The sequence below is a fragment of the Pectobacterium sp. PL64 genome (assembly GCF_022477975.1).
Lineage (GTDB): Bacteria > Pseudomonadota > Gammaproteobacteria > Enterobacterales > Enterobacteriaceae > Pectobacterium > Pectobacterium jejuense.
Genome location: NZ_CP092070.1, coordinates 4,685,818 through 4,712,293, shown reverse-complemented (window position 1 = coordinate 4,712,293; position 26,476 = coordinate 4,685,818). Strand labels below are relative to the sequence as shown.

Below are 26,476 nucleotides of genomic sequence, written 5' to 3'. Positions count from 1 at the left end.
AACCGAGACAGTTGCCCGCAATCTTTACGCGATTTTTGTCAGCCACGTGCGATTTCTCACAACGACGTACTATTTTTGACAACGACGTACAAATGCCGCTTTAATCAAACGTATTCTGCCGTTATCGGCCTGGACATCTTCTGAAGTGGCTGACCCGAATCCCTATGACACGAAAACGCATCGCTTCACTATTTGGTTTTATCATCGCTGGTGCTGTACCAGACTCACGCGGGTGCCGATCCGACGTTCCCGCCTAAACCCTCAGCCAATGCGCCGTATCTGTTGGCTGGTGCCCCTACTTTCGATCAAACCATCACGCAGTTCCGTTCTCGCTATAACCTGAGCAATCCGGCGCTGCCGATTGGTGAATTTCGGGTTGTCGACACCGGTAATATCACCAGCATATTGACCCGCGCCGCCAGCCGGATCAACGACCATCTCTATGCCTCAACCGCGCTGGAGAAAGGCACCGGGAAAATCAAAACGCTGCAAATTACCTGGCTGCCGCAACCGCAGAGCGAACAAGAAACCGCGGCGCGCCGTAAGCAGGCTATCGACTATATGGCTGCACTGGCACGCACGTTCGCACCGTCACTGACGGAAGAGCAGAGCGTGAAAAAAGTCACCGGACTGCTGGAAAAAGGCAAAGGACAGCGCTTTTATCAGCAAACGGAAGGGGCCTTACGTTATGTTGTTGCAGATGATGGTGAAAAAGGGCTAACTTTTGCTGTTGAACCGATTAAGCTAACGCTATCTGAACCGTGATCAACCCGGTAATTAATGACGAAAAACAGAGCCACGGTCACATTTCGTCTCTATACTGTGGGCAGGTCATATTGCCTGACGGCAGTAAAATTTATGCATTGGTTCATTAACACCTTGATTTATTAACATATTGATTCATTCGCGATTCCGGCTGGAGGAAAAAAGATGCGACATCCATTAGTTATGGGTAACTGGAAGCTGAACGGCAGCACTCACATGGTCAACGAACTGATCGCGGGCCTGCGTAAAGAGCTCAGCACCGTTGACGGCTGTGGCGTAGCGATTGCACCACCTGCTATCTACCTCGATCAAGCTAATCACCAACTGGCCGGCAGCCGCATTGCTCTGGGCGCACAGAATGTTGACGTGAATCTTTCTGGCGCTTTCACCGGTGAAACCTCTGCCGAAATGCTGAAAGATATCGGTGCGAAATACATCATCATCGGCCACTCTGAGCGCCGCACCTACCACAAAGAAAGCGATGAATTCATTGCGAAGAAATTTGGCGTGCTGAAAGACGCGGGCCTGATTCCGGTACTGTGCATTGGCGAAACTGAAGCAGAAAACGAAGCAGGCCAGACGGAAGCCGTCTGTGCGCGCCAACTGGACGCCGTGCTGAACACGCTGGGCGCGAAAGCGTTTGAGAACACCGTTATCGCTTACGAACCTGTATGGGCTATCGGTACCGGCAAATCTGCAACCCCAGCACAGGCTCAGGCTGTTCACAAATTCATCCGTGACCACATCGCCAAGCAAGATGCCGCTGTTGCTGAACAAGTGATCATCCAATACGGCGGTTCTGTGAATGCGGCGAATGCTGCAGAGCTGTTCACCCAGCCGGACATCGATGGCGCGCTGGTTGGCGGTGCATCACTGAAAGCTGATGCCTTTGCTGTCATCGTGAAAGCCGCAGCCGACGCTAAACGCGGCTAAGCTTTATCGAAAATGGGCGGACAACGGTCTGTCTAATCAAAAAGCCGGTTCACGCTATCGCGCCAACCGGCTTTTTTTATGACGGATATCCCTATCCGTCACCCTTCTTTTAAACCGTCAGTTAACGGCTCAACCGTTACTTCGCCGTAGGGATTTGCTGCGTAATGCAGTGAATATTTCCCCCGCCCAGCAGGATTTCCCGCGCAGGCACGCCGCTAATCAAGTAGCCAGGGAACATCTGTTGTAGCAGATCGCGTGCAACGTCATCCGTCTTCTCATCCAGCAGCGGGAAAATGATCTGCTGGTTGCTGATCAGGAAATTCACGTAAGACCCCGCCAGACGCGAGCCGGCAAGGCGTTCAACCGCATCGCCGCTGTCCACGCCCTGTGCTTCCTCTTTGGTTGCATACAGCGGGCCGGGGGCCGGCAGCTTCCAGATTTTCAGCTCACGCCCTTGCGCATCGCGCGCCGCCGACAGCACCTCATAGGCCGCGACGGAGCGTGCATACTGCGGATCGTTTTCATCATCCGTCCAGTGCAGTGCCACTTCACCGGGACGCACGAAACAGCACATGTTATCGATATGCCCGTCGGTTTCGTCGTTGTACACGCCCTCTTCCAGCCAGATAATCGTCGAGATGCTGAGGTAATCACGCATCAGCTGTTCGATTTCTGCCTTACTCAGGTACGGGTTACGGTTCGGATTGAGCAAGCATTCCGCCGTGGTCAGCAATGTGCCTTCACCATCGACATGGATCGAGCCACCTTCCAGAATCAGCGGCGCGGCATAACGTGCAGCCTGATGATAGTCCAGCACCTGTGCCGCGACTTTCTCATCCTGACGCCAGTCTTCATACAGACCGCCCAGCTCGCCGCCCCAGGCGTTGAACTGCCAGTCGATACCCCGACGCTCACCGGCCTGATTCAGCACGATGGTTGGACCGGTGTCGCGCATCCAGGCGTCATCGCTTTCCATTTCCACCAGCGTGACGTTCACCGGCATCACTTGTTGCGCATCCGCCATGTAGCGTGCAGGCACACCCATGATCACCGGCGTGTTCTGCGCGATAGCTTCCGCCACGCGCGCGAAGGTTTTCTGCGCCGGAACGCCCTGTTCGCGCCAGTTGTCGGTACGATACGGCCAAATCATCCACACGGCATCATGCGGTGCCCATTCGGCGGGCATCGCAAAACCATCCTGATGCGGCGTGGTGAGATGAGGAGTAGCTAGCTGTGACATCACTTATCTCCGAGTCTTGCCGTCAGAGGTAGCAATCGTGCCGTACATTTCCGGGCGACGGTCGCGGAACAAGCCCCATGACGCACGCTGTGCAGCAATGGCTTCTAAATCGAATTCATGCACCAGAATCGCTTCATCTGTCTTGTTGGCCTGTGCCAGCAACGCACCCGTCTGGTCAGCAATGAAGGATGAACCGTAGAACGTCATTTCCAGACCGTCGATGTATTTGCTGGCTTCCTTACCAATACGGTTAGAAGCGATTACTGGCACCAGATTCGCGGCAGCGTGACCTTGCTGAACGCGAGTCCAGTGCGGCTGGCTGTCGATGTCTGGGTAAGCCGGCTCGGAACCAATCGCGGTCGGATAGAAAATCAGCTCAGCACCCTGCAACGCCAGGCTGCGGGCGGTTTCCGGGAACCACTGATCCCAGCAAATGCCCACGCCGATTTTTGCGTAGCGCGTCTGCCAGACTTTAAAGCCGGTATCGCCCGGAATGAAGAATTGCTTCTCCTGATACGCCGGACCATTCGGAATATGCGTTTTGCGATAAACGTCCAGCACAGCGCCGTCCGCGTCAATCATCACCAGCGAGTTGTAATAGGCGTTATTGGCACGCTCAAAGAAGCTCAACGGCAACACCACGTTCAGCTCCGCCGCCAGTGCGGAAAAATGCTTAATCAGCGGGCTGGTTTCCAGCTCCTGCGCCAGCGCATAGTGCTCCGGGCTTTGATCGATACAGAAATACGGTGCGGCAAACAGTTCCTGAATCAGGATAACCTGTGCGCCTTTTGCATGCGCTTGTCGCACCAGTTTTTCGGCGTTTTCAATGTTCTTAGGCAGATCCCAGGAACACGCCATTTGTGTTGCGGCAACGGTAACTTTTTTCATGCGAAAACCTCAATAATAACGATATATACCCGCCCTTTCTCACCGGCAAGTATCGGCAATAAGTGTTTCTCTCGGTCACGATTATGCATCGGCGCTAACCAGCGCGGCCTTAACGAGTGTAGGCCAACACACCTGCGCATGCCCAATAGGAATATCCTGTTAAGGTATTGACCGAAAATGACATGCGCATTATGCCAGTTAATCACAGCACTTCACTATGCTGAAAATGCATGGATCTCGCGTGACGGGCAGAAAAGAAAAACCGCCGTTCCACGGCGGTTTCTATCGATGATTAAGATTGAGAGAAAGCGGTAGGCAGCAGCATCAGGCCGCAACGGTATCCGCCTGATGTAGCGCCTGACTGACCGCTTGCCGCTGTTCCAATAGCGTTGGGCTGGTGCGGTCGCGAGGATAGGGCAACGTCACAGGCAAAATTGCGCTAATCCGGCCGGGTCGGGGCGACATCACCACCACGCTATCCGCCAGAAAAACCGCCTCTTCCACATCGTGCGTCACCAGCAGAATCGTCAAATCCGTTTGCTGGCGTATCTCCGCCAGACGCACCTGCAACTGCTGCTTGGTCAACGCATCCAGCGCCCCAAAGGGTTCATCCAGCAAGAGAATACGCGGCGTCGACACCAGCCCACGGGCAATCGCCACGCGCTGTGCCATTCCGCCAGACAGCTGGTGCGGCCATGCGTCGGCAAAGCCTTCCAACCCCATCATTTGGAGATAGTGTGCAATACGGCGCGTCACTTCCGCAGGAGAAAGATCGAGGTTGAGCATACCGAGGCGAATGTTGTCCGTCACGGTGAGCCAAGGAAACAGGCGCGGCTCCTGAAACACCAAACTGACATCATCGGGAATACCGCGCACAGGCCGTTCACCAATCAGAATGCGCCCACGTTCCGTGGTATCAATCCCGGCCGCCAAACGCAACAGCGTCGATTTACCACAGCCGCTGGCACCAATGACCGCCACCAGTTCGCCAGCCTGCAACGACAGATCGATATCCTGTAACACCGTCAGCGACGCACCGTTGACGATAAAATGTTTAGTAATGTGCTGAAAATGCAGGGACATAGATTCTCCGTTAACGGTCACGCAAAGCGCCAGCGGGTCAGCCGCCGTTCAGATAAGGTAATCAATCGGGAAAACAGCGCGGCCACCGCGGCAATCAGCACCACGCCCGCCATGATGCGATCGGATTCAAGCAGCTGCTGTGCGCGAATCATCATGCCGCCCAATCCCTCTCCCGACGGCATGAAATACTCTGCGCCAATCGCGCCCGTCCACGCATGCATCAGCGCCAGCCGCAGGCCGGAAAACAGCGGCGGCAACACGCTGGGCAGTATCAGCGTGCGAAGCGTCTGCACCGGCGTCAGACGCAGAACCTGCGCCACTTCCAATAGCGCAGGCGGAAGCTGGGCGATCCCCTGACGGGTTGCCAGCATCACAGGAAAGAACGCAGCTACGGCGATAAACACAATTTTGGCGCTCTCCCCTAAACCAAACCAGGCGGTGATCAGCGGCAGCCAGGCAAATAGCGCCACGCAGCGCAGCGCGGACAACGCCGGATTAAACAGCCTGTCGGCGATGCGCCAGCCGCCGAGTAACGCACCGACCAGCACGCCGATCGCACTGCCCAGCACAAAGCCCTGTAGCGCACGCAGCAGGCTGGCATGGAGATCGGCCGACAGCCCGCCCTGAACCAGCCCCGTCCACAGCGCGTCGATCACGCTGCTCGGTGCGGGAAGAAAGGCCACGTTCACCCACTCGTGCACGCTACTCACCTGCCACAGCGCAACCAGTACCAATGGCGCTAACCAAGGCGTCAGCGACAGGGTTGGCAACGCAGTGCTCAGGCTATCGCGCCCCAGCACGGGCGCGGGCCAGTGAATCCAACGACGCTCCAGCTTCAGCAGCACGCGCTCCCCGGCAAACCCCAGTACTCCAATAATCAGAATGCAGACGAACACCAAATCCAGCATGAACAGTTGGCGACTCTGTACCAGCAGATAGCCCAGCCCTTCGCTGGATGCCAACAGCTCGACCGCGATCAAGGCAACCCATCCGGTAGAAAACGCCAGCCGAATGCCCGTCATCACATACGGCAGCATCGCAGGCAGAATCAGGTAACGCAGGAAGGCGGCAGGCGGTAAACGCAGGCTGCGCGCCATTTCATGCAGCTTTTGTGGCGTCTGTTGGATACCTGCGCAGGTATAAAGCGTCACTGGCACCGTTACCGATTTCACCAGCACCACCAGTTTCAGCGCCTCACCGATACCCAATGACAGCATCAAAAGCGGAATCCAGGCCAGCGTCGGGATCTGCGCGATAACAGTGAAGAGCGGCATAAACAGCGCATTCAGTCGGCGATTCAGGCCAAACAGACTGCCCAACACCAGACCCAGCACGATCCCGCCGCTAAAGCCAATCACCAGCCGTATCAGGCTGATGGGCAATTGATGAATCAGCTCTTCGGGGATAAAAGCCCGAGCGCTATCGATGACCGCCAGCGGCGAAGGCAGGATCTGTTCAGACATCCATCCGTGACGACTGGCAAGCCACCAGCCAGCGAGGACCAGCAGCGGCACGACTAATGAGATAACCAACGCGGAATATCCCGCCGACAGCGTGGCGATCAGCGAAACGTCAGGGGCGGAGCGTATCCGCAACGGGTATTTAGGCATCATGATCGTCGGTATCCGGCTACGTTATTTCTGCGTTAGCAGGGATAGACGCGTAACCCCCGCCTGCTCGACATCGGCCAGCAGCGCGGCGACAGCCCCGTAATTCACCTCTTTGTCCGCCTGCACCTGCACCACCAAGTCCGCATTACCCGCTTTAGCCTGTTGCAGGCGCGGCACCAGCTGTTCACGTGCCAGACTTTCTTTATTGATAAAGACGCGCTGCTCACCATCAATGCTAATCACCACCGGATCGGCGCGATCGGCCGGTGCCACCGCCGACGTTTTCGGCAGTTGAATCGGAATGGCATTGGTCAGCATCGGCGCGGTAACAATAAACACCACCAGCAGTACCAGCATGACATCCACGAGCGGCGTGATATTCATTTCACTCATGACGTCTTCATCATTACGCGAGGTAAACGCCATATCAGACCACCTCTCTCAGGTTCTTCACGGAGAAAGCAGCGGCCGATGGCTCCGCACTGGTAGGAAACGTGCTGACATGAAAATCGTGTGCCTGCATCACGCTGTAAACGTCATGGGCGAAGTCATCCATGTCCGCGACAGCCAGCTTGAGGCGACGTAAAAAGTAGTTGTAGATCAGCACCGCAGGAACTGCGACGGCAATCCCGATTCCGGTCGCAATCAGCGCGTTGCCAATCGGCCCTGCAACGGTGTCGAGACTGGCAGAACCAGAAAGCCCGATCTCCTGCAACGCCGCCATAATGCCCCAAACGGTGCCAAACAGGCCGATAAACGGCGACGTGCTGCCGATACTGGCCAGAACCGCCAGCCAGCTTTCCAGCGAACGGCGTTCACGCTGAATCTGCTGTTGCAGCGCACGCTCAACCCGATCGGGCAAATGAATATTCAGAGCAAGTTGCCCGCTGATCCGCTCTGGCGCTTTAACGGCGGCCAGCGCCAGATTGGCGAGGGAACCGGGCTGTTTTGCACTGGTTTCTGGCGTCTGGCTGACGTCATCCTGCTGCCAGAAGGCGGCACGAAAGCGTCGATCGCGCCGCTGCGCCCGCCCGTATTGGACGAATTTCAGTAGCCCCAGCCCCCAGGTAACGAGAGAAAACAGCAGCAGCAACAGAATCACTGCGCCTTCCGCAGAAAAGAGTTCAATGTGTCCGAGCGTCATAACCAATACCTCATGAATTTAGCGAAAAATCGACGGGAACAACCACCCAGCCGCTAACCGGCTGACTGCCGCGGCGCGCCGGAACGAAAGACCAGCGCCGCACCGTGTCTCTGGCGGCGTCGTCCAGCGACGGATAGCCGCTTGATTGATGGATACGAATGGTTTGCACCTTGCCATCAGCGCGCACCTGCACGTTCAACAGCACAGTGCCTTCATAACCACGGCTAATCGCCACGTCGGGATAAGACGGTGCGGGATTGTGCAGGTAGTCAGCATTCGCGAGCGGCGGCGTCAGCGGTGCATCAACGGGCTGCGCGACGGCCTTTTGCGCCACCGGAGCAGGCGTTATCGGGGCTGTTGCCGATGCGGCTTCCGCCTGAGGTTTCGGCATCGGCGCAGGCGGACTCTTTTTCACCGCTACCTTTTTCGGCACGGGTTCAGGCTTTTTCTCAGGCACTTTTTTCTCGGGCTCTTTTTTCTCAGGAGCTGGCGGCAACAGCGCGTTGTCATCCACCGGCTTGTCCACAGGAGGCGGAGCGAGCTCCGGCGGTGGTGTTATGACGTCAGGCTCAATAGGTTCAGGTTCGACAGGCTGGGCTTGCAGCACCGGTTCAGCAACCGCCGCAACCAGCTCGACGCTGACAGGCTGTGGCCGGGCAGGCACCGTAATGGGCGGTGTCGATGTACTGTTGAATAACGCCAGCACCGCCGCGTGCAATAGCAACGTCGCGATCACCGCCAGCCAGCGTTCCGGTCGGGACGACACCGTCGTATTCAGCGTCGGCAAGCGCGGCTGCACGACGCCGCTCACCCGGCTGGCGTGCGGAGTCGGCTCCGGTGAATAAGACCGGGATCCTGACGCCGCCCCCGCATAGAGTAATTCCGTCATGGTATGTGCTCCTGACCGTGTTTATTTATACCCGTCATACTTCACATTGCAGGCGTCATGGATAGATGACCTGAAATAGCATTGGAATAATTGATTCTTCTCGCGTGCTTAATAAAGTCAACGTATGTATCTGTATATCGATATTTATTTAATTGGAAAGATAATGGCATTCATCGTCTAACGACAAACTAAAGGGAATAAGTCCCGCTAGGCTAATGCATAGTTGGAATAGTTTTTTTTCGTTCGCTGCATAGTGATGAAATAAGCGATGAATGCTGATTTAGCTATTTACTAAAAATAATAATGCTTTTTTTGTATTAGTCAGTTTATTGCCAAGCCTTTAAATGTGGTTCTGCAACAAGATGACGCCGTGCTAAACCGGCGCAATAACAACATTGATATTCGCACACTCACATTCAAACACCTCATCACTGGCGGGCAAGAAATGACAACATCAGGACGAAAATGGTTAGTGACCGGCTTATTGGCAATGGGTATGGCCTGGTCAGGCATCGCATCGGCTATCACCGAAATTCGTATTGCCGCACCAGACATTGGCGCAGGCACAAAACCTAGCGGCGGCGGTCTGCTTGACGTCATCCATAGCCAGAAGCGGCTGGAGCGCGAGTTCAGCAAAGACGGGATCAGCGTCCGCTGGACATTCATCAAAGGCGCCGGCCCCGTCATCAACGAAGCGTTTGGCAACCATCAGGTTGACGTGGCCTATCTGGGCGATTTAGCCAGCATTATCGGCCGCTCTCGCGGTCTGGATACCCGCGTGATCGCCGTGGCATCACGCGGCATCAATCACTATCTGGCGGTAGCGAAAGGCTCCGGTATAGAGAAAATCCCCGACTTGAAAGGCAAACGTATTGGGATCTTTCGCGGAACAGCAGGCGAGCTGTCCTTCGTTAGCGCGCTCGATTCACAGGGCCTGAAGCCTTCTGACGTTAAGCTGATCAATCTCGATTTCGCGGCAGCCAGTGCGGCGTTAGCCGCTGGACAGATTGACGCTACCTGGGGCGGCAGCAATACGCTTTCGCTACGGGACAAAGGGCTGGCAGACATTCCGCTGTCGAGCCGTGATCTGGACGGCGCAGGCCAGCTCAGCGGCTTCCTGCTGGTGGATGAGAAATTTGCCAAAGGCAACGAGGATATTCTGCGGCGCTTAGTTAAAGTGCAGCGCGAAGCAGCAAACTGGGCCAGCGATGCTAAAAATAAAGATGAATTTATTCAACTCTTAGCCACCCAGTCAGGCTATCCGGAAAATATATTACGCGTTGAATGGGATACATTACCGCCATTATCTGAGCGTCTTTCACCCGAATTAGATACCGCCTACGTGGACAAATTAAAACGCGCGGTAAAACTGGCCTATGAATCACGCCTTATTCGACAGCCTTTTGATGTCGACAAATGGCTGGATGATTCTTATCTGAAAGCAACCCAGTAATTTATTTCCCCCAACAGATTATAGCCCACGTATTGCCGTGAATTTCACGGCAATCGGCAGCCTATTGACGATATTCGGAAGAAACTATGTATTTTAAAAGACACCAGCAGTATTTAAAAAAACATCAACCGTATTTTAAAAAACACCAGCGCAACATAACGTCCGGCATTTTAATGAGCTGCGTCTTAACGCTGCCCGCGATAGCGCGGGCAGCCGATCCGCAAATCACAACGAATAGCCCATCACAACAAGTAATACCCGGCACCGAGGCGGCAACCGCCGCTCCCGTCCAGTTGAAACGCGTGAAAGTTAACGCTCAGCGTGTGCCCGTTCAGCCGCCGACCACGCTGGCATCGGTGATCGATGGCAAAACGCTTGAAGAAGAACGGATATACCGCTTTGAAGAACTGTCGCAGCTGGTGACAGGGCTGGATGTCGATACCGTCGATGTGATGGATACCACCGTGACCATTCGCGGGATTGGCGACGGCGGCGAGAGCGGCACCAACATCGGTATGCCGGGCAGCGTGGGTCTGTTTGTCGATGGCGTTTACTTGTCCCGCCCCGGCGTCATCTCTAATGACTTGCTGGATATCGACAGCACCCGCGTGTTGAAAGGCCCGCAGGGCGCGGCCTACGGCTTCAATACCACCGGCGGCGCGATTGATATTCGCACCCGCAAGCCGACCTTCACGCCTGAATATTCACTGGAGCAATCGTTCGGACAGCGCGGCTATCTGCAATCCAAACTGATGGCGTCTGGGCCACTCAGCGACCACTGGGCGGGACGCATCAACCTGTCGCGCACAGAGCGCGGCGGCAACGTCACGAATATCGAAAACGGCCATAAGCTGGGAGGCAGTACCAATAATGGCGTGCGCGGTCAGCTGCTGTATCAACCGAATGACAGCTTTAGCCTCAGAATCACCGGTGACTACAGCGATTCTACCCAGCGCCCGGTCTCGGTGCTGGTAAGTGCAACTGACGATTTCCGCACCCGCGCGCAGCAAACTGGCCTCAAGGTCGTCGGTGGCCGTCAGGTCGCAATGGATGACGAGAATATTATTCGTGTTGCGCAAGGCGGTGGCTCGGTCGAGGCCAACTGGAAGCTGAAGAGCGGCTATAGCCTCAACTCCCTGTCATCACTGCGCTATTTCCGCGTGCTGCCCAGCACGGCGGATAACTGGAATATCCCGCTCTATCGCGACAGCGGCGCTGACGTACGCGATCGCGTCTGGTCGCAAAGTTTTTGGCTCGACTCGCCCAAAGGCAATACCTTCGATTATTCAGTGGGCGTCGATTATTGGGGAGAGAACCTCGATACCGAGGCGAACAGTCGCTACTACAACGACAACCGCGTGCGGACGTGGGTAGGAAATGGCTATCAGGGCATTAACGTGCAGCGTTTTGGCACGCTGGATGACACCGTCTATTCCGTCTATGGCCGCGGGACCTGGCATGCCGCCGATAAACTGGATGTCATTGTCGGTCTGCGTCAAACCTATGAGAAAAAAGAGGGGACATTCCAGCGTAAAAATCGCGCCACCTTTGACTCCGGCCCGCTCTCGCAAACCAACCATCTGCCCTCTGGATCCATCAGCCTGAACTGGTTCGCGGCACCGAATGTCACGCCTTACGTCACGCTAGGATACGGGGAAAAATCCGGCGGCCTGAACGTGTCCTCAGGTGCTGCAAGGCAGTTGGGGATTGATTCGCTGTACGTCGATCCCGAAAAAACCCGTTCGGCAGAGCTGGGGGTCAAAACCCACTGGCTACAGCGCAAAGTGGAATGGAATACCGCGCTGTTCTGGAGCGTCGTCGAAGATTTCCAGAACAACGCCTATGACGAAGAAACGGATACCAGCTATCTGATTAACGCCGGGAAATTCCGCTCACGCGGCGGCGAAACGCAGTTAACGCTGCGCCCCGTTGATGGCCTGAGCATCAGTCTGGCCGGTACCGTTCTGGATGCCCGCTACCTGAATTTCCCTAACGCCCGCTGCCCGGCAGAGATCTCCGCCACCTCGTGCGATATGTCTGGGAAGCGCGTCTTTAAATCCCCGACGCTGAGCTACAACACCCGCGTGCGTTATCAATGGGATACGCCAAATAACTTGCAAGCCTCGGTTTCCGGTCAATGGTCATGGCGGAGCTGGGCCTACGGCACGCTCGACGACTCCGAATCCAACCGCATTCCCTCTTACGGTGTCCTCAACCTGTCTAGCGGGCTGAGTGGCAAGCAAGGTGACAACCGCTGGAACGTGTCGCTGTGGGTGAAAAATGCACTGGATAAAAACTACTACCGCTCCGTCAGAGGCTCCAGCGCCACAACAGGCGTGATTGGCGAGCCGCGTATGGTCGGGATCTCAGTCGGCTACGATTTCAAGGGCTAACGTCATGGACAAGATGACTTACTCACGCCGACGCTTCCTGCGTGACAGCACTCTGCTGGCGCTATCGGCACCGTTCTGGAGATCTGCGCACGCCGCGCCGTCTGCCTCAGCCTCTGCCTACGCTGGCGAAGCGGCACCGCAGGTCAGCCTGCGCTGGTTGGACGGACAGCGCCCCCTCGCCTTCACCGGCGTGACCTGGGGCGTTCCCTGGCCGCAGGGGGCAGTGCGCAACGACAGTGGTTTCCAACTGCATGACACGCAGCAGCGCGCTTATGACCTGCAAAGCTGGCCGCTGGCTCGCTGGCCGGACGGCTCGATTAAATGGTCAGCACATGCGCTCGGCGGCGACACACCGCCGGAAGACGGGCTAACGCTGCGGCCGACAGCCAAAGCAGAGGAGCCATCGGGTGCCGGGATGGTCAGCGAACATGACCACGGCTGGACGGTGGATACCGGTCACATTCGCTGCGTGATTCCACGTTCTGGCCCCCGTCTGATCGAGGAAATCTGGCGGGATAATCGGCTGGCGTTAACCAACGGCAGGCTGGTGTTGCGCATGCAGCGAGGGGCGGAAACGGATAGCACGCTGACGCAGGATGCGTACCAGGGGGTGATCGAGACGGTTACGGTAGAGCAAAACGGGCCGCAGCGGACGGTGATTGCGCTACGCGGTACGCACCATGCGCAGCAGCAGGGGGTGACGCACATCCCCTTTATTATCCGGCTGTATAGCTACGCGAACACCGACTCACTGCGCGTCATACATACCCTGATCTATGACAACGATGACGATCTCCTCAGCCTGAAAGGACTTGGGCTGGCGTTCGACGTTCCGCTACAGGGAGAACTGCACGATCGCCACGTACGCTTCGTTTCGGATCAGGGCGGGCTCTTTCGTGAGGCGGTACGCGGCCTGAGTGGACTACGTCGCGATCCCGGCGCGGCCGTTATCGCGGCACAGTTAGCCGGGCAAGCCACGCCGCCGATAGCAGATTTTTCACCGGAGGTCGGGAAACGGCTGGATTATATTCCCACGTTTGGCAGCTACCGCCTGACGCAGCACCATCCCGACGGTTTCCAGATACACAAACGCACCGCTGCCGGACAGGGCTGGCTCCTTTCCGCCACCGGTGAACGGGCGGCGGGCGTCGGCTATCTGGGCACGCCGAAAGGTGGCGTGGCGTTCGGCCTGCGTAATTTCTGGCAGAGCTATCCGGCCTGTCTGGAAATTGACAATGCCCACACTGACACGGCGACCGTCACGCTCTGGCTGTGGTCGCCGTGGGCAGAACCGATGGATATGCGCTTTTACCATGACGGGCTGGGTCAGGATACCCATGACAAACAGCGCGAAGGGCTGGCGATCACCTACGAAGATTATGAGCCGGGCTTCGGCTCGGCGGTCGGCGTGGCACGCACCAGCGAACTGTTTATCGATGTGCTGCCCGCAACGCCAGATGCGGAAAATCTGGTGAATCGGGCGCGTCGTATGCAGCAACCGCCGCTGCTGGTGGCGGGCGCACAAAATCTGCACCACGCGCAGGCGTTTGGCCCACTGTGGGCACCAACTTCCGCCTCTTCTCCCTCTGCCACCACGCCCGGCCGCATCAGGCTGGAGAAACAGCTGGATGCGTATTTCGACGTCTATCAACAGGAAGTCGAACAGCGCAAATGGTACGGTTTTTGGGATTTCGGCGACGTGATGCACACCTATGACAGCGACCGTCATGTCTGGCGCTACGATGTGGGCGGCTACGCGTGGGATAACTCGGAACTCAGCACCGATCTGTGGCTCTGGTATTACTTCCTGCACAGCGGACGCGCCGAGGCGTTTCGCATGGCGGAAGCCATGACGCGCCACACGGGCGAGGTTGACGTACACCATCTGGGACGCTTTAGTCCGCTGGGGTCGCGGCACAATGTCCGTCACTGGGGCGACAGCGCTAAGCAGTTGCGTATTTCTACCGTCGCCAACCGCCGCTTTCTCTACTATCTCACCGCCGATGAGCGCATCGGTGAACTGATGGACGAACAGGTCGAGGCGCTGCGTACGCTCGGCACCGTGCTGCCCGGCCGCAAAATCGGACAGACATCGCCCGACGATCCGCATCACGTCAGCCTGAGTTTCGGGACGGACTGGGGCGCGGTAGCCGCCGCCTGGCTAACCGCCTGGGAGCGGCACGGCGATCCGACAATGCGCGCACGCCTGCTCACCAGTATGCAGACCATTGCCGCCCAACCGCACGGCTTTTTCACCGGTGGATCGGCCATTGACCCCGATACTGGCCGCGTCGTGCTGGCTCCACCGGATCAGGTGGAAATCTCACATCTGAGTGCGGTTTTTGGTCTGACGGAAATCTGTAGCGAACTGGTTGAGGCATTACCCGACCCCGCTTTTACGCGCGCGTGGCTCGACTACTGCCGGCTGTATAACGACCCCGTTGCACTAAGCGCAGCCGTGGGCAAGACGGTGAAAAAGCTCAATCTGGCTCAGGGACATGCCCGACTGACCGCCTTTGCCGCCCGACAGTTAAACGATCACACGCTGGCACAGCGCGCCTGGGCAGAGTTTACCGCTGGCAGCGGCGGCATCGCCCATCCGACTCTCGAACAGCGGCTCTTAACGCCTCCTATTGTGCTCTACCCCATCAATGAGCCGGTGATCGATTCCACAATTGATAAACATTCCGGCAGCACCGCAGCCGCCAACCTGGCGACCAACGCCGTCGCCCAGTGGGGATTAACGGCCATCGCCCTGCTGGCCTTGCTGGATGACATTCCCTCTTCTTAATGCCGCCACCCGGCGGCACGCTACAGGACATCACCATGACTGACCCAGGCTGTACTGAAAACACGCTCCTCCTGTCGCCGCAGGCAGACGGCACGCGTGACACTATCGATTCACCACACCGTTCCACTTTTCTCTGGTCCACGGATTCCGCTGGACAGCCGCTACGCTGGCAGGTGGAGCAGGAAGATCCTGAACGCACGGCGATCCAGACAACGCCAGAGCGTCTGACGCTAGAAAGCGCCGCAGGGCTGACAATCTGGCTGGATGCCCCGCTCTCGGGCACCTATCGCATCGCCTTCACGCGGGAAGTTCTGGTCGCAGATCGCCCTTACGACCGCGTATCCGACCTAAACCAGTTCTGGGCCGCACGCGACCTGCACCACCCGAACCTGTTTACCCGGTACGGCAAGCTCAACGAATATGACAGCCTGAATCTGTACTATGTCGGGATGGGCGGCAACTGGAACAGCACGACGCGCTTTCGCTATTACGACGGTCACGGCGAGCGCCTGCTGCTCGGTGAGTACACCGATGCCGCGCATCTGCTGCGCCCTAACCATCGCTATCGCATCGTGATTGAAGTGGATCGGCGGGAAACACGTTTTTGGGTCGATGATGTGCTCTATTTCCACGCCAGCTATTCGAATATGCCCGCTCCGGGGTATTTCGGCTTTCGGACGGTCTTTTCACGTCAGGAAATCAGCGAGTTCAGCATCACTCCGCTGTAAGCGCCACAGGTGCACCGTGCAGGTCGCTGTCGACCTGCACGAAGGTTTCAATCAGCTTGCGCGCCAGCAGCGACAGGCGGGCGTCAGCCAGATAGATAATGCCGTAGTGGGTATAAAATTCATCGGTGTTGTCGTCCAAACCGGCAATCTTCAACATGTGAATACCGTGCCGATCGGGCTCGTTGAAATGGTTAGTTGTCCCGATGGCATCCGAATGGCGCACCACGTCCAGCAGACTGTAACCATTCTCACATTCAATGCTGGTACGAATATCCAGCTTACCGCTCAGCTGTACCAGCGCGCGGTGCAGGTTGGGTGGGCGGATCGTTGCTGCCAGCGGATAGGAAAAGAACTGCTCGACGGAGATCTCTTCCTGCGCTGCCAATAGGTGCCCGCTGCGGCAGCAAAATCCCCAGCGGTGTTGGCTCAGCGGCTGTACCCGATAGCGGGTATCGAATTCAAAGTTGCGCATATCCGCCACGATGAAATCCAGCTCTTCAGCCATCAGCCGATGGCCCAGCGCCTGCCAGTTATCGACGCGAAAAACCATCCGAACCTTTGGGTAATGTCGCGAGAAAGCCCCGATCACCTGCGGCATAAGCCAGGCGGCGGGAGCCGGGCCGCAGCCAAAATTCACTTCGCCCGCCTCTTTCTCATTGAACTGCTGAATGTCGTTAAACAGATCGTGCGTCTGATTAATCAGGCGACGCGCGTGTTCCAGCACCACCAAGCCTTTCGGCGTCGGCTCCAACTGGTTCATGCGATCAATCAGACGCGTGCCGATGGTCTGCTCCAGCGACTGGATACTGCGGCTGAAGGCGGATTGGGAAAGCTTCATCGCCTGTGCTGCCGACGTAAAATTGCGATGCTCAATCAGGGCAATAAAGTGGCGCAGTTGGCGAAGATCGATATTCATAGCGGCAATCGGCGTGTCATCAAGACGGAAGGAATGGGCAGGCTAGCAGGTCTAGACGTGCAGAAAAAATAATAAAACCGATGTTTATATTCTCACCAGTTATATGCGTAGGCGCTGGCGTGATGGGAAGGTAAAGCTTGGGGGAAATACAGAGGATAGCGCCCCCACCATCTGGCGAGGGCATCAACGTTTGTCAGATCGATCAGAACAGTTTTTTCGCTGTCTCCAGCCAGTCGCCTTTGAAAGGACGCTTCATGTTCTCAATGGCATCAACGATGTCGTGGTGCACCATTTTTTCATTCTGGATACCGACACAGCGGCCGCCGTAGCCCTGCTGTAGCAGCTCAATAGAGTAGGCACCCATACGCGAGGCCAGAATACGGTCATAGGCAACCGGCGAGCCACCGCGCTGAATGTGGCCAAGCACGGTCGCACGGGTTTCGCGTCCCGTTTCTTTCTCAATGTATTTCGCCAGTTCGTCGACGTCGCACACCAGTTCGGTGATCGCCACAATCGCGTGTTTCTTGCCTTTTTCGATGCCCGCTTTGATTTCGCAGACCAGATCTTCCGGACTGAACGGCACTTCTGGCAGAACGATGAACTCACAGCCGCCGGCAATCGCCGCCGCCAGCGTCAGGTCGCCGCAGTGGCGTCCCATCACTTCAACAATGGAAATACGCTGGTGTGAAGAGGAGGTGTCGCGCAGGCGGTCAATCGCTTCCAGCACGGTTTCCAGCGCGGTAAAGTAACCGATGGTGTAGTCCGTACCCGCAACGTCATTATCGATCGTGCCGGGCAAGCCGATACAAGGGAAACCCATTTCGGTCAGGCGCTTGGCACCCATATAGGAACCGTCACCGCCGATGACGACCAGCGCATCCAGACCGCGTTTTTTCATGTTTTCTACGCAGACCTGACGCACCGCTTCATCACGGAACTGCGGGAAACGCGCGGAGCCCAGAAACGTGCCGCCACGGTTAATCACATCCGATACGCTGTAGCGATCCAACTGCTCCATGCGATCTTCGTACAAGCCCTGATAGCCATCATAAATACCGAAAATTTCCAGCCCTTCCGATAGCGCAGCGCGAACCACACCACGAATTGCGGCATTCATACCTGGTGCATCGCCACCGCTCGTCAACACTCCGATTCTTCTAATCATGACAACCTCTGGACTTGTAGATGTAATTTTGCAGGATTCTTCTATCGTAAATTCACCGCCGCCGTGAAACAGGCAGCAACGCCTTATGCTTTTATTAGCATATTATAACAAACACCCGAAGCTGAATTGATTCAGGTCAGGCTAAATTGTGCATAAATTTTCATGGCGTATCACGTTTTTAACATAAAATGCTGAAACCTGGCCGACTACGCCGTCAATCTGCCACGCTGATTTTCCGGCACAGCAGAAACCGGATCCTGATGGATAATAATATCGGCTCCCGGAAACTGTTCACGCAATGCCTGCTCCAGATCGTCTGCGATTTGATGCGCCTGAACCAGCGGCAGCGTGTCATCCATTTCCAAATGCAGTTGAATAAAGCGCGTTGGGCCGGAACGTCGGGTACGCAACGCATGTGCGCCGCGAATGCCCGGCCAGTTCACAATCACCTCGGCAATAGCGCGGTGCTCGTCTTCCGGCAGTGCGCGATCCAACAGCGACTGCACGGCGTCATACCCCATGCGTAACGCGCTATATAAAATATAGCCGCCAATACCCAATGCAAACAGGGAATCAGCGCGCGTAATGCCTTTCCAACTGAGCGCCAACGCCACCAGAATCGCGCCGTTCATCAACAGGTCGGACTGATAATGCAGCATATCCGCACGCACCGCCTGACTGTGCGTGCGCTTCACCACCCAGCGCTGGAACGACACCAGCAGCAGCGTAGCCACCAGCGCAATGAACGTCACCCACATGCCCACTTCCGGCGCGTGCAACGTCTGTGGCTCCAGCGAGTGTTGCAGCCCCGTCAGGATCAGGAATAGCGCCGAGCCGGAGATAAACATGCTCTGCGCCAGCGCAGCCAGCGATTCCGCCTTACCGTGGCCGAAGGCGTGTTCCGTATCTGCCGGCTGCAACGAGTAGCGCACCACCAGCAGGTTCACCAGCGACGCGGCGATATCCACCAGCGAATCAACCAACGATGCCAACAGGCTCACTGAGCCAGTGTGCCACCAGGCAAACACCTTCATTATGAACAGCACCAGCGCCACGGCCGTTGCGCTCACGGCTGCCAGCGTTACCAGACGCGCATAGTGTGGATTCATCATGCCCTCACGTAAAACGGATGCCCTTACAGAAAACGGAGACCTTGACGGAAAAAAGAGTCGCTTGTATTCAGTTCGCCAATGACGTTTTTAACACACGGGAATAGCGGACAAACGTAAAAATACAGCACACGGTTGCCAGTATCGCCATCGCCGCGCCAATGAAACCGATGTCGGGCAGACCAAGATGGACAATCACCTGATTGCCCAGCAGCGCACCGCCGCCGATCCCAATGTTATAAATTCCTGAGTAGAGCGCCATCGCCACGTCGGTGGCATCCGACGCCAGCGTCAGCACCTTAACCTGCATCCCCAGACTCAGCGCCATAATGGCGATCCCCCAGACGACACACAGCGTCGACAGGCTCCAGCCGCTGAATGACAAAGGCAGCAATAGCAGTAAACACAGCGCCAGAAACGCGAATGAGACAATCAGAAAGCCCGCCGGGTACTTGCTGCTGTAGCGGCTGAACAGCATGCTGCCAATGATGCCGGCACCGCCAAAAATCAGCAGCAAGATGGTGGTGAAGTTTTCACTCAACAACGCCACTTTCTGGATAAACGGTTCGATATAACTGTAGGCGGTAAAGTGCGCGGTTACGATCATCACGGTCAGGCCGTACACGCACAGCAATGCCGGACGTTTAAGCAGAAGAGGCAAACTCTTCAACGAACCGGAATTACTGCTCGGCAGCACAGGCAGCAGTTTCATCAGACCCAGCATAATCCCCGCGGCGAGCAGACCAATGAGGACGAACGTCACACGCCAGCCCAGATACTGCCCGACTACACGCCCCAGCGGTAACCCCAGCACCAGCGCCAACGCCGTACCGGTCGCCAACAAGCTTAATGCCTGCGCCTTTTTATCCGCCGGTGCCAGACGCACCACCAGCGATGCCGTAATCGACCAGAATACCGCGTGAGCCAGCGCCACGCCGATACGGGCGATCACCAACACCCAATAGTTCCAGGCCAGACCGGACAACACATTGCTGACGGCGAACAGGATAAAGATTTTGATCAGCAGGCTGCGTCGCTCCATATCGCTGGACATCAGCATGCAGGGCAGCGACATCAGCCCGACCACCCAAGCATAGATCGTAATGATCAGCCCGACCTGCGCGGCGCTCATGGAAAAGCTGGCGGCGATGTCTGACAGGAGCGCAACGGGGGCAAATTCAGCGGTGTTAAAAATGAAGGCCGCCAGAGAAAGACTGACGACGCGTAACCAGGCGGTCGAACGGGAAGAACGGGTCATGGTATTGATATCAAAAGTTAAAATAAAAGAATGCGCCCCCTGTCGTGGCAGAGGCTAACGCGATGAAGCAATGGTACAGGGAAAGTATGACATCGCCGTGTAATCGGCGAGTGGCCAAGGGTATTTCAGCGTGCTTTTATGAGGATGTCAGCCAAAAGCCTGAAGACAGGTAAGGGAACATTCATGAGCATCATTTTTGGTGCTCATATTCTACGCTTTACCACTCCCTTACGCTGTCTTTTTTCGTGCTCTTCTTAACTCAGCCTTTATCCTGTTCTCTGTCAGGAAAAGGCGCTACGCAGATGGCACTTGGCGTAGCACAACCGGTAACCCGTTTTGAAAACGCTGCAGCCTGTCGCAAAGAAAGACGATCCGCAGCAGGCTATCCACTTCCGGCTGGGGCTGCGCTAAATAGTGCGACAACGCGTTTTCAACGAGCGTTAAACCCAGTTCATTGGCCGTTTTCATGCTGTGTTGCAGCTGCTCTCTTTGCGTTGAGGTTAAGTGCCGACGTCCGGTGCAGGCCTGCGCGTCCAGCACATCAAGAATCGGGCGACAAACCCGCTGTGCCAGCGTGGGCAAGGGACGCTGCACCGTTTGACGCTGCTTTCTCTCCGCAAACATCGCTTGAATATGGCTAATAAAACTGGGCACGGTTTTCTTGGTCTTGATGGTCTGAAAATCCAAACAAAACGCGGTCACCGCGCTGCCATCGCTTACCAGAAGAGAATAGGGATGGAGGTCAATGTCATTCCCACGGCGACGGGGCTGAACCAGCACCGCCACAATCGCCCACTTTTGCTGAGTCGCCTGTTTGAGCCTGTCTATGCGCTGATGCTGCGTTTTTTCCCAGTTTAGGCTCAGATACAGCGCATTATCCGCGTCATCAAAGACCGGCCAGACCACGCGCTGCTCCACCTCATTCCAGACAACGGATTCATAACGGTTCACATGCAGCAGCAGAGGCTGTGGGTAATCCTGATTCTCTTGCTCAAAATAGTGAAACAGCTGCGACCAGTCGGCAATGCCGCACGTCGATTTACACTGCACATAGGCGGCGGTAGGCCACGGCGTGCCCTCAAGGTTCGCGTAGCTGTCACCCCCTGCGGCCAATTTCCCGTCGTCAGAAAAACGCGGGTGGTGCAGCGTAAAGGGAGCGCGCATGATGTGTTCGCCCAGCTGTTTCCACATGGCCTGACCCTGCCACACGCCCTGCTGGCTAAACGTCACATCATGGTAATCGGCGCGCGCTTGCGTGCAGTGCAGTAATTGCTGATTCTCACTATCCCAAAACGAAAAGGTGGCACCACGCGCACCGCCTTCGGTGACCCACCACTGCGCGCCCAATGGTACAAGCGATAAGGCTTCAGGCTGTTGTTGATACTGCCGCCGCACCTGCCCGCGCAGGTGTAGCAAGCGCTCAGGCGTCGCCTGCTCAAGCTGGTATAAATAGGCCGACAGACGGGCAATGAACAGCAGCACGTCACGCTCTTCCAGACTGTAATGCCTGTCTGCTAATAGGCTGACCTGCCCGCTCACGTTGCGCAGATAACCCGCCAGCCGGGGCAATCCTTCCGCACGCGCGGACATATTCAGCAAATGAAGCTGTCGCGCACTGCTTTTACTGATATGCGACAGCCCCTGGTTCAGGATGTCCTGAATAAACGTGTGAAGCGTAGCAATCAGCGCGCGCTCATCGGCATGTAGCGCCCGCACCTGCGTTTCCTGAGCCAGACAATCCTCGGACCACGGCCAGACGCGCTGATTGGCTTCAAAGAGGCAGGCAATGGCAGCAAGATGCAAGGCTGGCTGCTTATCCCGTAAGAAATCCGACAACATGCCAGCAAACCCCGCCCCAGCCAGATAGATAACGGGACTTTCCAGCGTCGGCAGGTGAATTTTAAGCTGGTTGGGCAGTGATTCCGTCCTCACCGATTCTTCCGCCCACATCTGAACAAATCGCGCGGCATGCCGCGTTTGCCCTTTGCCGACCTGCTTCATTAACGCCTCAGGATCAAGCTGTAAGATCTCGGCAAGCACGTCTATCGATGGTGCGGTGGTTTCCTCAGAGAGAGGCGAGGCCTGCTCCGCACCGCCTTCAGCATGGGCTTGTAACCACAGCACCGCCGCCAAAATGTGCTTACAGCAGCCCGACGCTGGGCAATCGCACCGCGCGGTTTGTATCCCCTGCGCATTCAGCACCACCTGCTGACCATCGCTGACAAAATGCCCTTCTTGCCCGGCGTCGGTCACCAACGCTACCTTATCGCCAGCCAGATCTTTTTTGGCTCGGCGCAATAAACCGACATTCGCAAAAACGCCCAGCGCATCGTCATCATAATTCAGGTAGAGGGATTGCCAGCTCATCGCATCACCTCCGCCAGCCACTGCGCAAAATGCTCCGGCGTCAGCGCCGCAACGTGCATGCCGCGATCGGCCAGCTTTTGCCCGATTGCGGTGTCGTATACCGGCTGTGCGGCATCATCAAGCGCCGCAAGCCCTAACAGCGTGATCTGCTGACTGTGCATGCGCTGTACGCAGCTGAGCAGGCGATTCAGCGCGCCGCCTTCTTCAAAATCGCTGATTAGCGTCACAATGGTGCGCTTCGGATTTTGTACTCGCTGTTCGCAGTACTGCATGGCCTTCGCAATGTTCGTCCCGCCCCCCAGTTGCACTGTCATCAGCACTTCAACCGGATCGTGGGCAAGATGCGATAAATCAACCACCTGTGTATCAAATACAATCAATGAAACCCGTACCGCCGGCAACGCCGCCAGAATGCTGGCGCAGACCGCCGCGTACATCACCGAACTGGACATCGAAGCACTTTGGTCGACGCACAAAATGACATCCCACGGCATATGCCGCTGCATGCGTGAATTAAAATGCGGTGTTTCAATGACCAGCCGGTTCTTATCACGATCAAAATGCTTAAGGTTGGCCGCAATCGTGGCACGCCAGTCGAAATTTTGACTGCTGGCGACAGGTGAACGCCGGAATCGATTCCGGCGACCAGTCAGCGCATTCGTAAACGTCGGTCTCAGCGTGCGTAATATCTCATCGACCACCTTGCGAATAATGTCGCGCACCGCTTCACGCGTTTGTTCATTCATCCGTCCACGCAAGCTCAATAGCGCCTTAGCCAGCGCGGGCGTAGGTTCCATCGCTTGCAGAGCCTGCGGATCGTTGAATAAATGCGAGATTTCATAGCGTTCAATCGCTTGCGATTGCATTCGCTCAAACGTGCTGCTGGGGAACAATTTACGCGCCTGATTGAGCCAGTTAACCGCCGTCAGCTGAGACTGATCCAAAGAGCCGTGCCGCCCTCCTTCCTGCTTAAGCCCACGACGCTGATATTCACGGCGATAGAGATAATCCAGAGTACGCTCAACTTTCAGGTCGTGTGCGTCAAACGCCGCGTTACCTAATGCCTCGTCGGCGTAGTGGCCCAGAATCAATCGCCAGCGTTTGCCGTTTTTTTCTTTATCATCAGACTGCGGATCTTGCGCACTCATCGGGCTGCACCCTTCTCTTTTTCATACCATGACAGTAAATCGTTTTCCGCCAGCTGCTGTTTCAGCTTTTGGTTTAACTGCATCGTCTGTAGCAGTTCCTGCTCCGTGAAATCCGTTTGCCAAAGGTGCATTTCCGGCTCGGAGAAACCGCATTGCTCGGCGATATAGCTCGCTAAGGTCGCATTCTGCTTTGGTGTGAGTTGGCTGAAGGCAAAGCGCAGGTCGGGCAACACATGCAGAAAACGGTCATCATCCCACTGCGACATCAGCGCGTTTAACTTATCGACCAAACGCGGCGTTTTGATAATCAGTTCAGGGGCGGCACGCATTAATCCCACAAAATAGCGAACCGCCTGCTCGGGATCGCTCCCCTGACTAAAGACGTTCGAGAGATTGTCATCAAGCGTGCTCTCATCAATGTCATCACCGAGATAACGCAGCGCATCAACCGCCCCTTTTAACAACGGCACGTCCTTTAATTCGGGGGCGATCTGCTGCAACTGGTGGTAAAAATCGCGGCTGGCGGTACTAGAGGGATCGAGCGTAGGAATAAATTCAATCAGCTCACGCAAGGCAAGCAATGCGGTAAAATGTTCTTCCTGCTGTGATTCATCGCCCGCAGCGATGGTCGGTAAACAAAACAGTGCCTGTGGAACCAGCTTAAACAGCAGTTGAGTTAATTCAGGCTGATTGCGTAAGCCAAGAAAATCACGCCCGCGCCAGAGATGAATCAGACTATGCCCGCATTCCACGAGCGAACTTAGCCGAAAATCGTTGTGTATATCGTCATGTAATAAGCGGAATAGCCCGGCTAAACGCGACTGTAGCCCCAACAGCGCCGCCTGAATCAGCACCTGCACCGCATTCTTGCTCGACCGATTCTGCCCCTGTTCCTCTAACTGCTTCTCCAGATAGAGTAATTTATCGATGGCAATCGCTTCGAGCTGGCTTCCCTTCTCCGAGAGCGTAATCAGTCGCCCTTCTACTGACGGAGTCCACGCATAGTGCCACTCTTCAAATAGCAGATCGAGATTGTGACCGCTCAAAAAATCAGGACCATTACTGCGCGTTGCAAAGCCCACCTCAAGGAAGCTCAGCAGATGAAGAAAGCGGCTGCGGGCACGATGCTGCGGGTTGCGATAGATATCCAAACGGCTCAGTTTGACGAGCGTGTCATCAAGTTTAAAGCGATGGTATTTCGCTAATCGATAGGTTTCAGCCACCAGAGGAGGCGTCGCGCTGCCAGCCGGAATCTGCCCTAACGCATGGCCGGAGAACGCCTTTTTAATCTCAAGCCACAGATCGCGTTGCGCATCATCGATGCTGCCTTTGATAAAACTACTTTGTAGCCCATCCAGCAGATCGTAACGACCAGGGCCTTCATGTCCGCGCAATGCCGCTAACCGTACACTCTGCTCGACGGCATTTTTTACCGTGATATAGCTAGGCGGGTCGTCAAAGGATTTAGTGCGGAGCAGGCTGGCAACCTCAGACAGAAAACGCATTCCCATGTTATTGCGGTATTCCTGAGTCGTGAGCGCCCGCCCTGTTTCCGCCAGCCGCTCGTCCCGCTGTGCCATGAGCATCTGCCAGCTTCGCTGATAGTACGCGGGCGCAGGCATGCCAGACGCATACCCATTGAGCGCATCTAATCTGTCAAAGCTGTAGCGGATGAGCCACGCACTGTCGTTTTCCGCCTGCTTAAGCTGTTTTTGGTACTGCTTCTTCGCGGCATCCGTGAAGGCATTAAACGATTTCCCGTCGTGAGACAGCCCTTCGAGCAGCGCCAGCGAATGAAAGCCGCCGGTGACGACCAGAATTTTCCCCGTTGGGTTTTCGGCACGAACCTGCATGATAGCGGCAAGCATATGCGCCTCACGCTGTGCGGAACCCTCTGCTTCCAAAACCTGAGGCTCATAATCCAGTCGCGCCAACGCACACCAGACCAGCGTATCGCGGAAAAGCTGTTGCCAGTCGGTCAGCGACTCAATCGAACGTAATTCAAATAAATGCTCCCACAAATCATCGTGATCGCGGCAATAGCATTTTTTTGCGAGTGCCGAAATGAACTGGCTGTGGGCGAGATAGCGTTCCGCTTGCAGGCTCTGACTGGCGTCATTCTGACGTTCCTCAATCGCGATTTGCTCAACCCACGGCAAATCAATAAAGCGCAGTGTCGCGTTGTGACGATGCCCCGCATGCAGGGCAACCCATTCGGGCGAATAGTCACAAAAAGGGAAGAAAGCGCTGCGCGTGGTCGCTTGCGGCGTTTCGCCCTCTTGCGGCTCGCGGGATTGAAAGTCAGCCTGTCCCATCACCGCGATAGGGGGCTTTGCGTCAGGGTGAAGCAAATCGGGCAATAGGTGATTAAAACTGACTGGTGCCTCAATAAGAATGTGATCGGGCTGGATATCGTCAATCAATGACAACAGGCCATAGGCACAAGCTGGGCTATGGTGGCGAACCGGTGCAAAATAGATTTGCTGCGACTGCAAAAAATCCCATGTTGCCAGCGCCTGTTCCATCCGTGCGGGCAATACGATGTTCGAAAGACTCACCAGCGCGTTTCCTCATGAAAAAGTATCCGTGAAATCAT

General features: G+C 56.1%; 20 protein-coding genes. 6 read left to right on the top strand and 14 right to left on the bottom strand.

Translation table 11 applies throughout. The annotated features are described in order from the left end of the window. The first annotated feature begins 192 nt into the window (after nucleotides 1-192). Both HP572_RS21160 and tpiA read left to right on the top strand, forming a co-directional pair. A complete protein-coding gene (locus HP572_RS21160; protein ID WP_371745291.1) occupies nucleotides 193-765 on the top strand; it encodes a YiiQ family protein in 573 nt (190 codons plus the stop codon). Nucleotides 766-930: 165 nt separating this feature from the next. Further along, nucleotides 931-1,698: a triose-phosphate isomerase gene (gene tpiA / locus HP572_RS21155; protein WP_010281546.1), complete on the top strand. Its 768-nt coding sequence runs from the start codon at nucleotides 931-933 to the stop codon at nucleotides 1,696-1,698. Nucleotides 1,699-1,834: 136 nt separating this feature from the next. Here tpiA and aguA read toward each other — a convergent pair whose 3' ends face one another. From aguA to HP572_RS21120, 7 genes are all read right to left on the bottom strand, one after another. Further along, complete coding sequence (gene aguA, locus HP572_RS21150; RefSeq protein ID WP_240584263.1) at nucleotides 1,835-2,938, bottom strand: agmatine deiminase; 1,104 nt, start codon at nucleotides 2,936-2,938, stop codon at nucleotides 1,835-1,837. 3 nt (nucleotides 2,939-2,941) lie between these two features. Continuing rightward, the gene (gene aguB, locus HP572_RS21145) at nucleotides 2,942-3,826 is read right to left on the bottom strand and encodes an N-carbamoylputrescine amidase (RefSeq protein WP_240584262.1); all 885 of its coding nucleotides are present in this window, start codon (nucleotides 3,824-3,826) and stop codon (nucleotides 2,942-2,944) included. Between the two features lie 324 nt (nucleotides 3,827-4,150). Next, entirely contained in the window at nucleotides 4,151-4,909 is a 759-nt protein-coding gene (locus HP572_RS21140) for an ABC transporter ATP-binding protein (protein WP_240584261.1), read from the bottom strand. Nucleotides 4,910-4,926: 17 nt separating this feature from the next. Then, nucleotides 4,927-6,522 (bottom strand): ABC transporter permease, encoded by a 1,596-nt coding sequence (locus tag HP572_RS21135; protein WP_240584260.1) that lies wholly within the window; start codon nucleotides 6,520-6,522, stop codon nucleotides 4,927-4,929. A 21-nt stretch (nucleotides 6,523-6,543) separates the two neighbouring features. Further along, nucleotides 6,544-6,945, bottom strand: a complete 402-nt coding sequence (locus tag HP572_RS21130) for a biopolymer transporter ExbD (protein ID WP_233967739.1) — start codon at nucleotides 6,943-6,945, stop codon at nucleotides 6,544-6,546. Nucleotide 6,946: 1 nt separating this feature from the next. Next, entirely contained in the window at nucleotides 6,947-7,663 is a 717-nt protein-coding gene (locus tag HP572_RS21125; protein WP_240584259.1) for a MotA/TolQ/ExbB proton channel family protein, read from the bottom strand. 10 nt (nucleotides 7,664-7,673) lie between these two features. Further along, on the bottom strand, nucleotides 7,674-8,552 hold the full coding sequence (locus tag HP572_RS21120; protein WP_240584258.1) for an energy transducer TonB: 879 nt from the start codon (nucleotides 8,550-8,552) through the stop codon (nucleotides 7,674-7,676). Nucleotides 8,553-8,997: 445 nt separating this feature from the next. Between HP572_RS21120 and HP572_RS21115 the strand changes: the two genes are divergently transcribed. The 4 genes from HP572_RS21115 to HP572_RS21100 all read left to right on the top strand — a co-directional run bounded on the left by HP572_RS21115 (nucleotide 8,998) and on the right by HP572_RS21100 (nucleotide 15,917). Continuing rightward, nucleotides 8,998-10,005, top strand: a complete 1,008-nt coding sequence (locus HP572_RS21115; protein WP_240584257.1) for an ABC transporter substrate-binding protein — start codon at nucleotides 8,998-9,000, stop codon at nucleotides 10,003-10,005. Nucleotides 10,006-10,178: 173 nt separating this feature from the next. Continuing rightward, nucleotides 10,179-12,398, top strand: a complete 2,220-nt coding sequence (locus tag HP572_RS21110) for a TonB-dependent receptor (protein ID WP_240584256.1) — start codon at nucleotides 10,179-10,181, stop codon at nucleotides 12,396-12,398. 4 nt (nucleotides 12,399-12,402) lie between these two features. Then, the gene (locus tag HP572_RS21105; protein WP_240584255.1) at nucleotides 12,403-15,189 is read left to right on the top strand and encodes a Tat pathway signal sequence domain protein; all 2,787 of its coding nucleotides are present in this window, start codon (nucleotides 12,403-12,405) and stop codon (nucleotides 15,187-15,189) included. After that, nucleotides 15,189-15,917 (top strand): DUF6250 domain-containing protein, encoded by a 729-nt coding sequence (locus tag HP572_RS21100; protein WP_240584254.1) that lies wholly within the window; start codon nucleotides 15,189-15,191, stop codon nucleotides 15,915-15,917. Before HP572_RS21105 ends, HP572_RS21100 begins: the two co-directional genes overlap by 1 nt. Here the strand turns inward: HP572_RS21100 and HP572_RS21095 are convergent. The 7 genes from HP572_RS21095 to HP572_RS21065 all read right to left on the bottom strand — a co-directional run bounded on the left by HP572_RS21095 (nucleotide 15,904) and on the right by HP572_RS21065 (nucleotide 26,438). Next, nucleotides 15,904-16,833 carry a LysR family transcriptional regulator gene (locus tag HP572_RS21095; protein ID WP_240584253.1) on the bottom strand — a complete coding sequence of 310 codons (930 nt, stop codon included), beginning with the start codon at nucleotides 16,831-16,833 and terminating at the stop codon, nucleotides 15,904-15,906. The genes HP572_RS21100 and HP572_RS21095 overlap by 14 nt on opposite strands. Before the next feature lie 202 nt (nucleotides 16,834-17,035). Further along, nucleotides 17,036-17,998 (bottom strand): 6-phosphofructokinase, encoded by a 963-nt coding sequence (gene pfkA / locus HP572_RS21090; RefSeq protein WP_205549661.1) that lies wholly within the window; start codon nucleotides 17,996-17,998, stop codon nucleotides 17,036-17,038. Between the two features lie 206 nt (nucleotides 17,999-18,204). After that, nucleotides 18,205-19,107: a CDF family cation-efflux transporter FieF gene (gene fieF, locus HP572_RS21085; protein ID WP_205549741.1), complete on the bottom strand. Its 903-nt coding sequence runs from the start codon at nucleotides 19,105-19,107 to the stop codon at nucleotides 18,205-18,207. 70 nt (nucleotides 19,108-19,177) lie between these two features. Then, entirely contained in the window at nucleotides 19,178-20,365 is a 1,188-nt protein-coding gene (locus HP572_RS21080) for a sugar transporter (protein WP_240584252.1), read from the bottom strand. Between the two features lie 294 nt (nucleotides 20,366-20,659). Continuing rightward, nucleotides 20,660-22,732: an SWIM zinc finger family protein gene (locus tag HP572_RS21075; RefSeq protein WP_240584251.1), complete on the bottom strand. Its 2,073-nt coding sequence runs from the start codon at nucleotides 22,730-22,732 to the stop codon at nucleotides 20,660-20,662. Next, on the bottom strand, nucleotides 22,729-23,880 hold the full coding sequence (locus HP572_RS21070; protein ID WP_205549656.1) for a VWA domain-containing protein: 1,152 nt from the start codon (nucleotides 23,878-23,880) through the stop codon (nucleotides 22,729-22,731). Before HP572_RS21070 ends, HP572_RS21075 begins: the two co-directional genes overlap by 4 nt. Beyond that, nucleotides 23,877-26,438 (bottom strand): DUF5682 family protein, encoded by a 2,562-nt coding sequence (locus HP572_RS21065; protein WP_240584250.1) that lies wholly within the window; start codon nucleotides 26,436-26,438, stop codon nucleotides 23,877-23,879. Before HP572_RS21065 ends, HP572_RS21070 begins: the two co-directional genes overlap by 4 nt. Nucleotides 26,439-26,476 lie beyond the last annotated feature (38 nt).

Coding starts and splice junctions, on each gene's coding strand:
- HP572_RS21125 (WP_240584259.1), bottom strand. CDS start 7,663: ATGACGCTCGGACACATTGAACTCTTTTCTGCGGAAGGCGCAGTGATT.
- HP572_RS21070 (WP_205549656.1), bottom strand. CDS start 23,880: ATGAGTGCGCAAGATCCGCAGTCTGATGATAAAGAAAAAAACGGCAAA.
- HP572_RS21100 (WP_240584254.1), top strand. CDS start 15,189: ATGCCGCCACCCGGCGGCACGCTACAGGACATCACCATGACTGACCCA.
- HP572_RS21080 (WP_240584252.1), bottom strand. CDS start 20,365: ATGACCCGTTCTTCCCGTTCGACCGCCTGGTTACGCGTCGTCAGTCTT.
- HP572_RS21115 (WP_240584257.1), top strand. CDS start 8,998: ATGACAACATCAGGACGAAAATGGTTAGTGACCGGCTTATTGGCAATG.
- HP572_RS21110 (WP_240584256.1), top strand. CDS start 10,179: ATGAGCTGCGTCTTAACGCTGCCCGCGATAGCGCGGGCAGCCGATCCG.
- aguB (WP_240584262.1), bottom strand. CDS start 3,826: ATGAAAAAAGTTACCGTTGCCGCAACACAAATGGCGTGTTCCTGGGAT.
- HP572_RS21095 (WP_240584253.1), bottom strand. CDS start 16,833: ATGAATATCGATCTTCGCCAACTGCGCCACTTTATTGCCCTGATTGAG.
- tpiA (WP_010281546.1), top strand. CDS start 931: ATGCGACATCCATTAGTTATGGGTAACTGGAAGCTGAACGGCAGCACT.
- aguA (WP_240584263.1), bottom strand. CDS start 2,938: ATGTCACAGCTAGCTACTCCTCATCTCACCACGCCGCATCAGGATGGT.
- HP572_RS21075 (WP_240584251.1), bottom strand. CDS start 22,732: ATGAGCTGGCAATCCCTCTACCTGAATTATGATGACGATGCGCTGGGC.
- HP572_RS21120 (WP_240584258.1), bottom strand. CDS start 8,552: ATGACGGAATTACTCTATGCGGGGGCGGCGTCAGGATCCCGGTCTTAT.
- HP572_RS21130 (WP_233967739.1), bottom strand. CDS start 6,945: ATGGCGTTTACCTCGCGTAATGATGAAGACGTCATGAGTGAAATGAAT.
- HP572_RS21140 (WP_240584261.1), bottom strand. CDS start 4,909: ATGTCCCTGCATTTTCAGCACATTACTAAACATTTTATCGTCAACGGT.
- HP572_RS21135 (WP_240584260.1), bottom strand. CDS start 6,522: ATGATGCCTAAATACCCGTTGCGGATACGCTCCGCCCCTGACGTTTCG.
- pfkA (WP_205549661.1), bottom strand. CDS start 17,998: ATGATTAGAAGAATCGGAGTGTTGACGAGCGGTGGCGATGCACCAGGT.
- HP572_RS21105 (WP_240584255.1), top strand. CDS start 12,403: ATGGACAAGATGACTTACTCACGCCGACGCTTCCTGCGTGACAGCACT.
- fieF (WP_205549741.1), bottom strand. CDS start 19,107: ATGAATCCACACTATGCGCGTCTGGTAACGCTGGCAGCCGTGAGCGCA.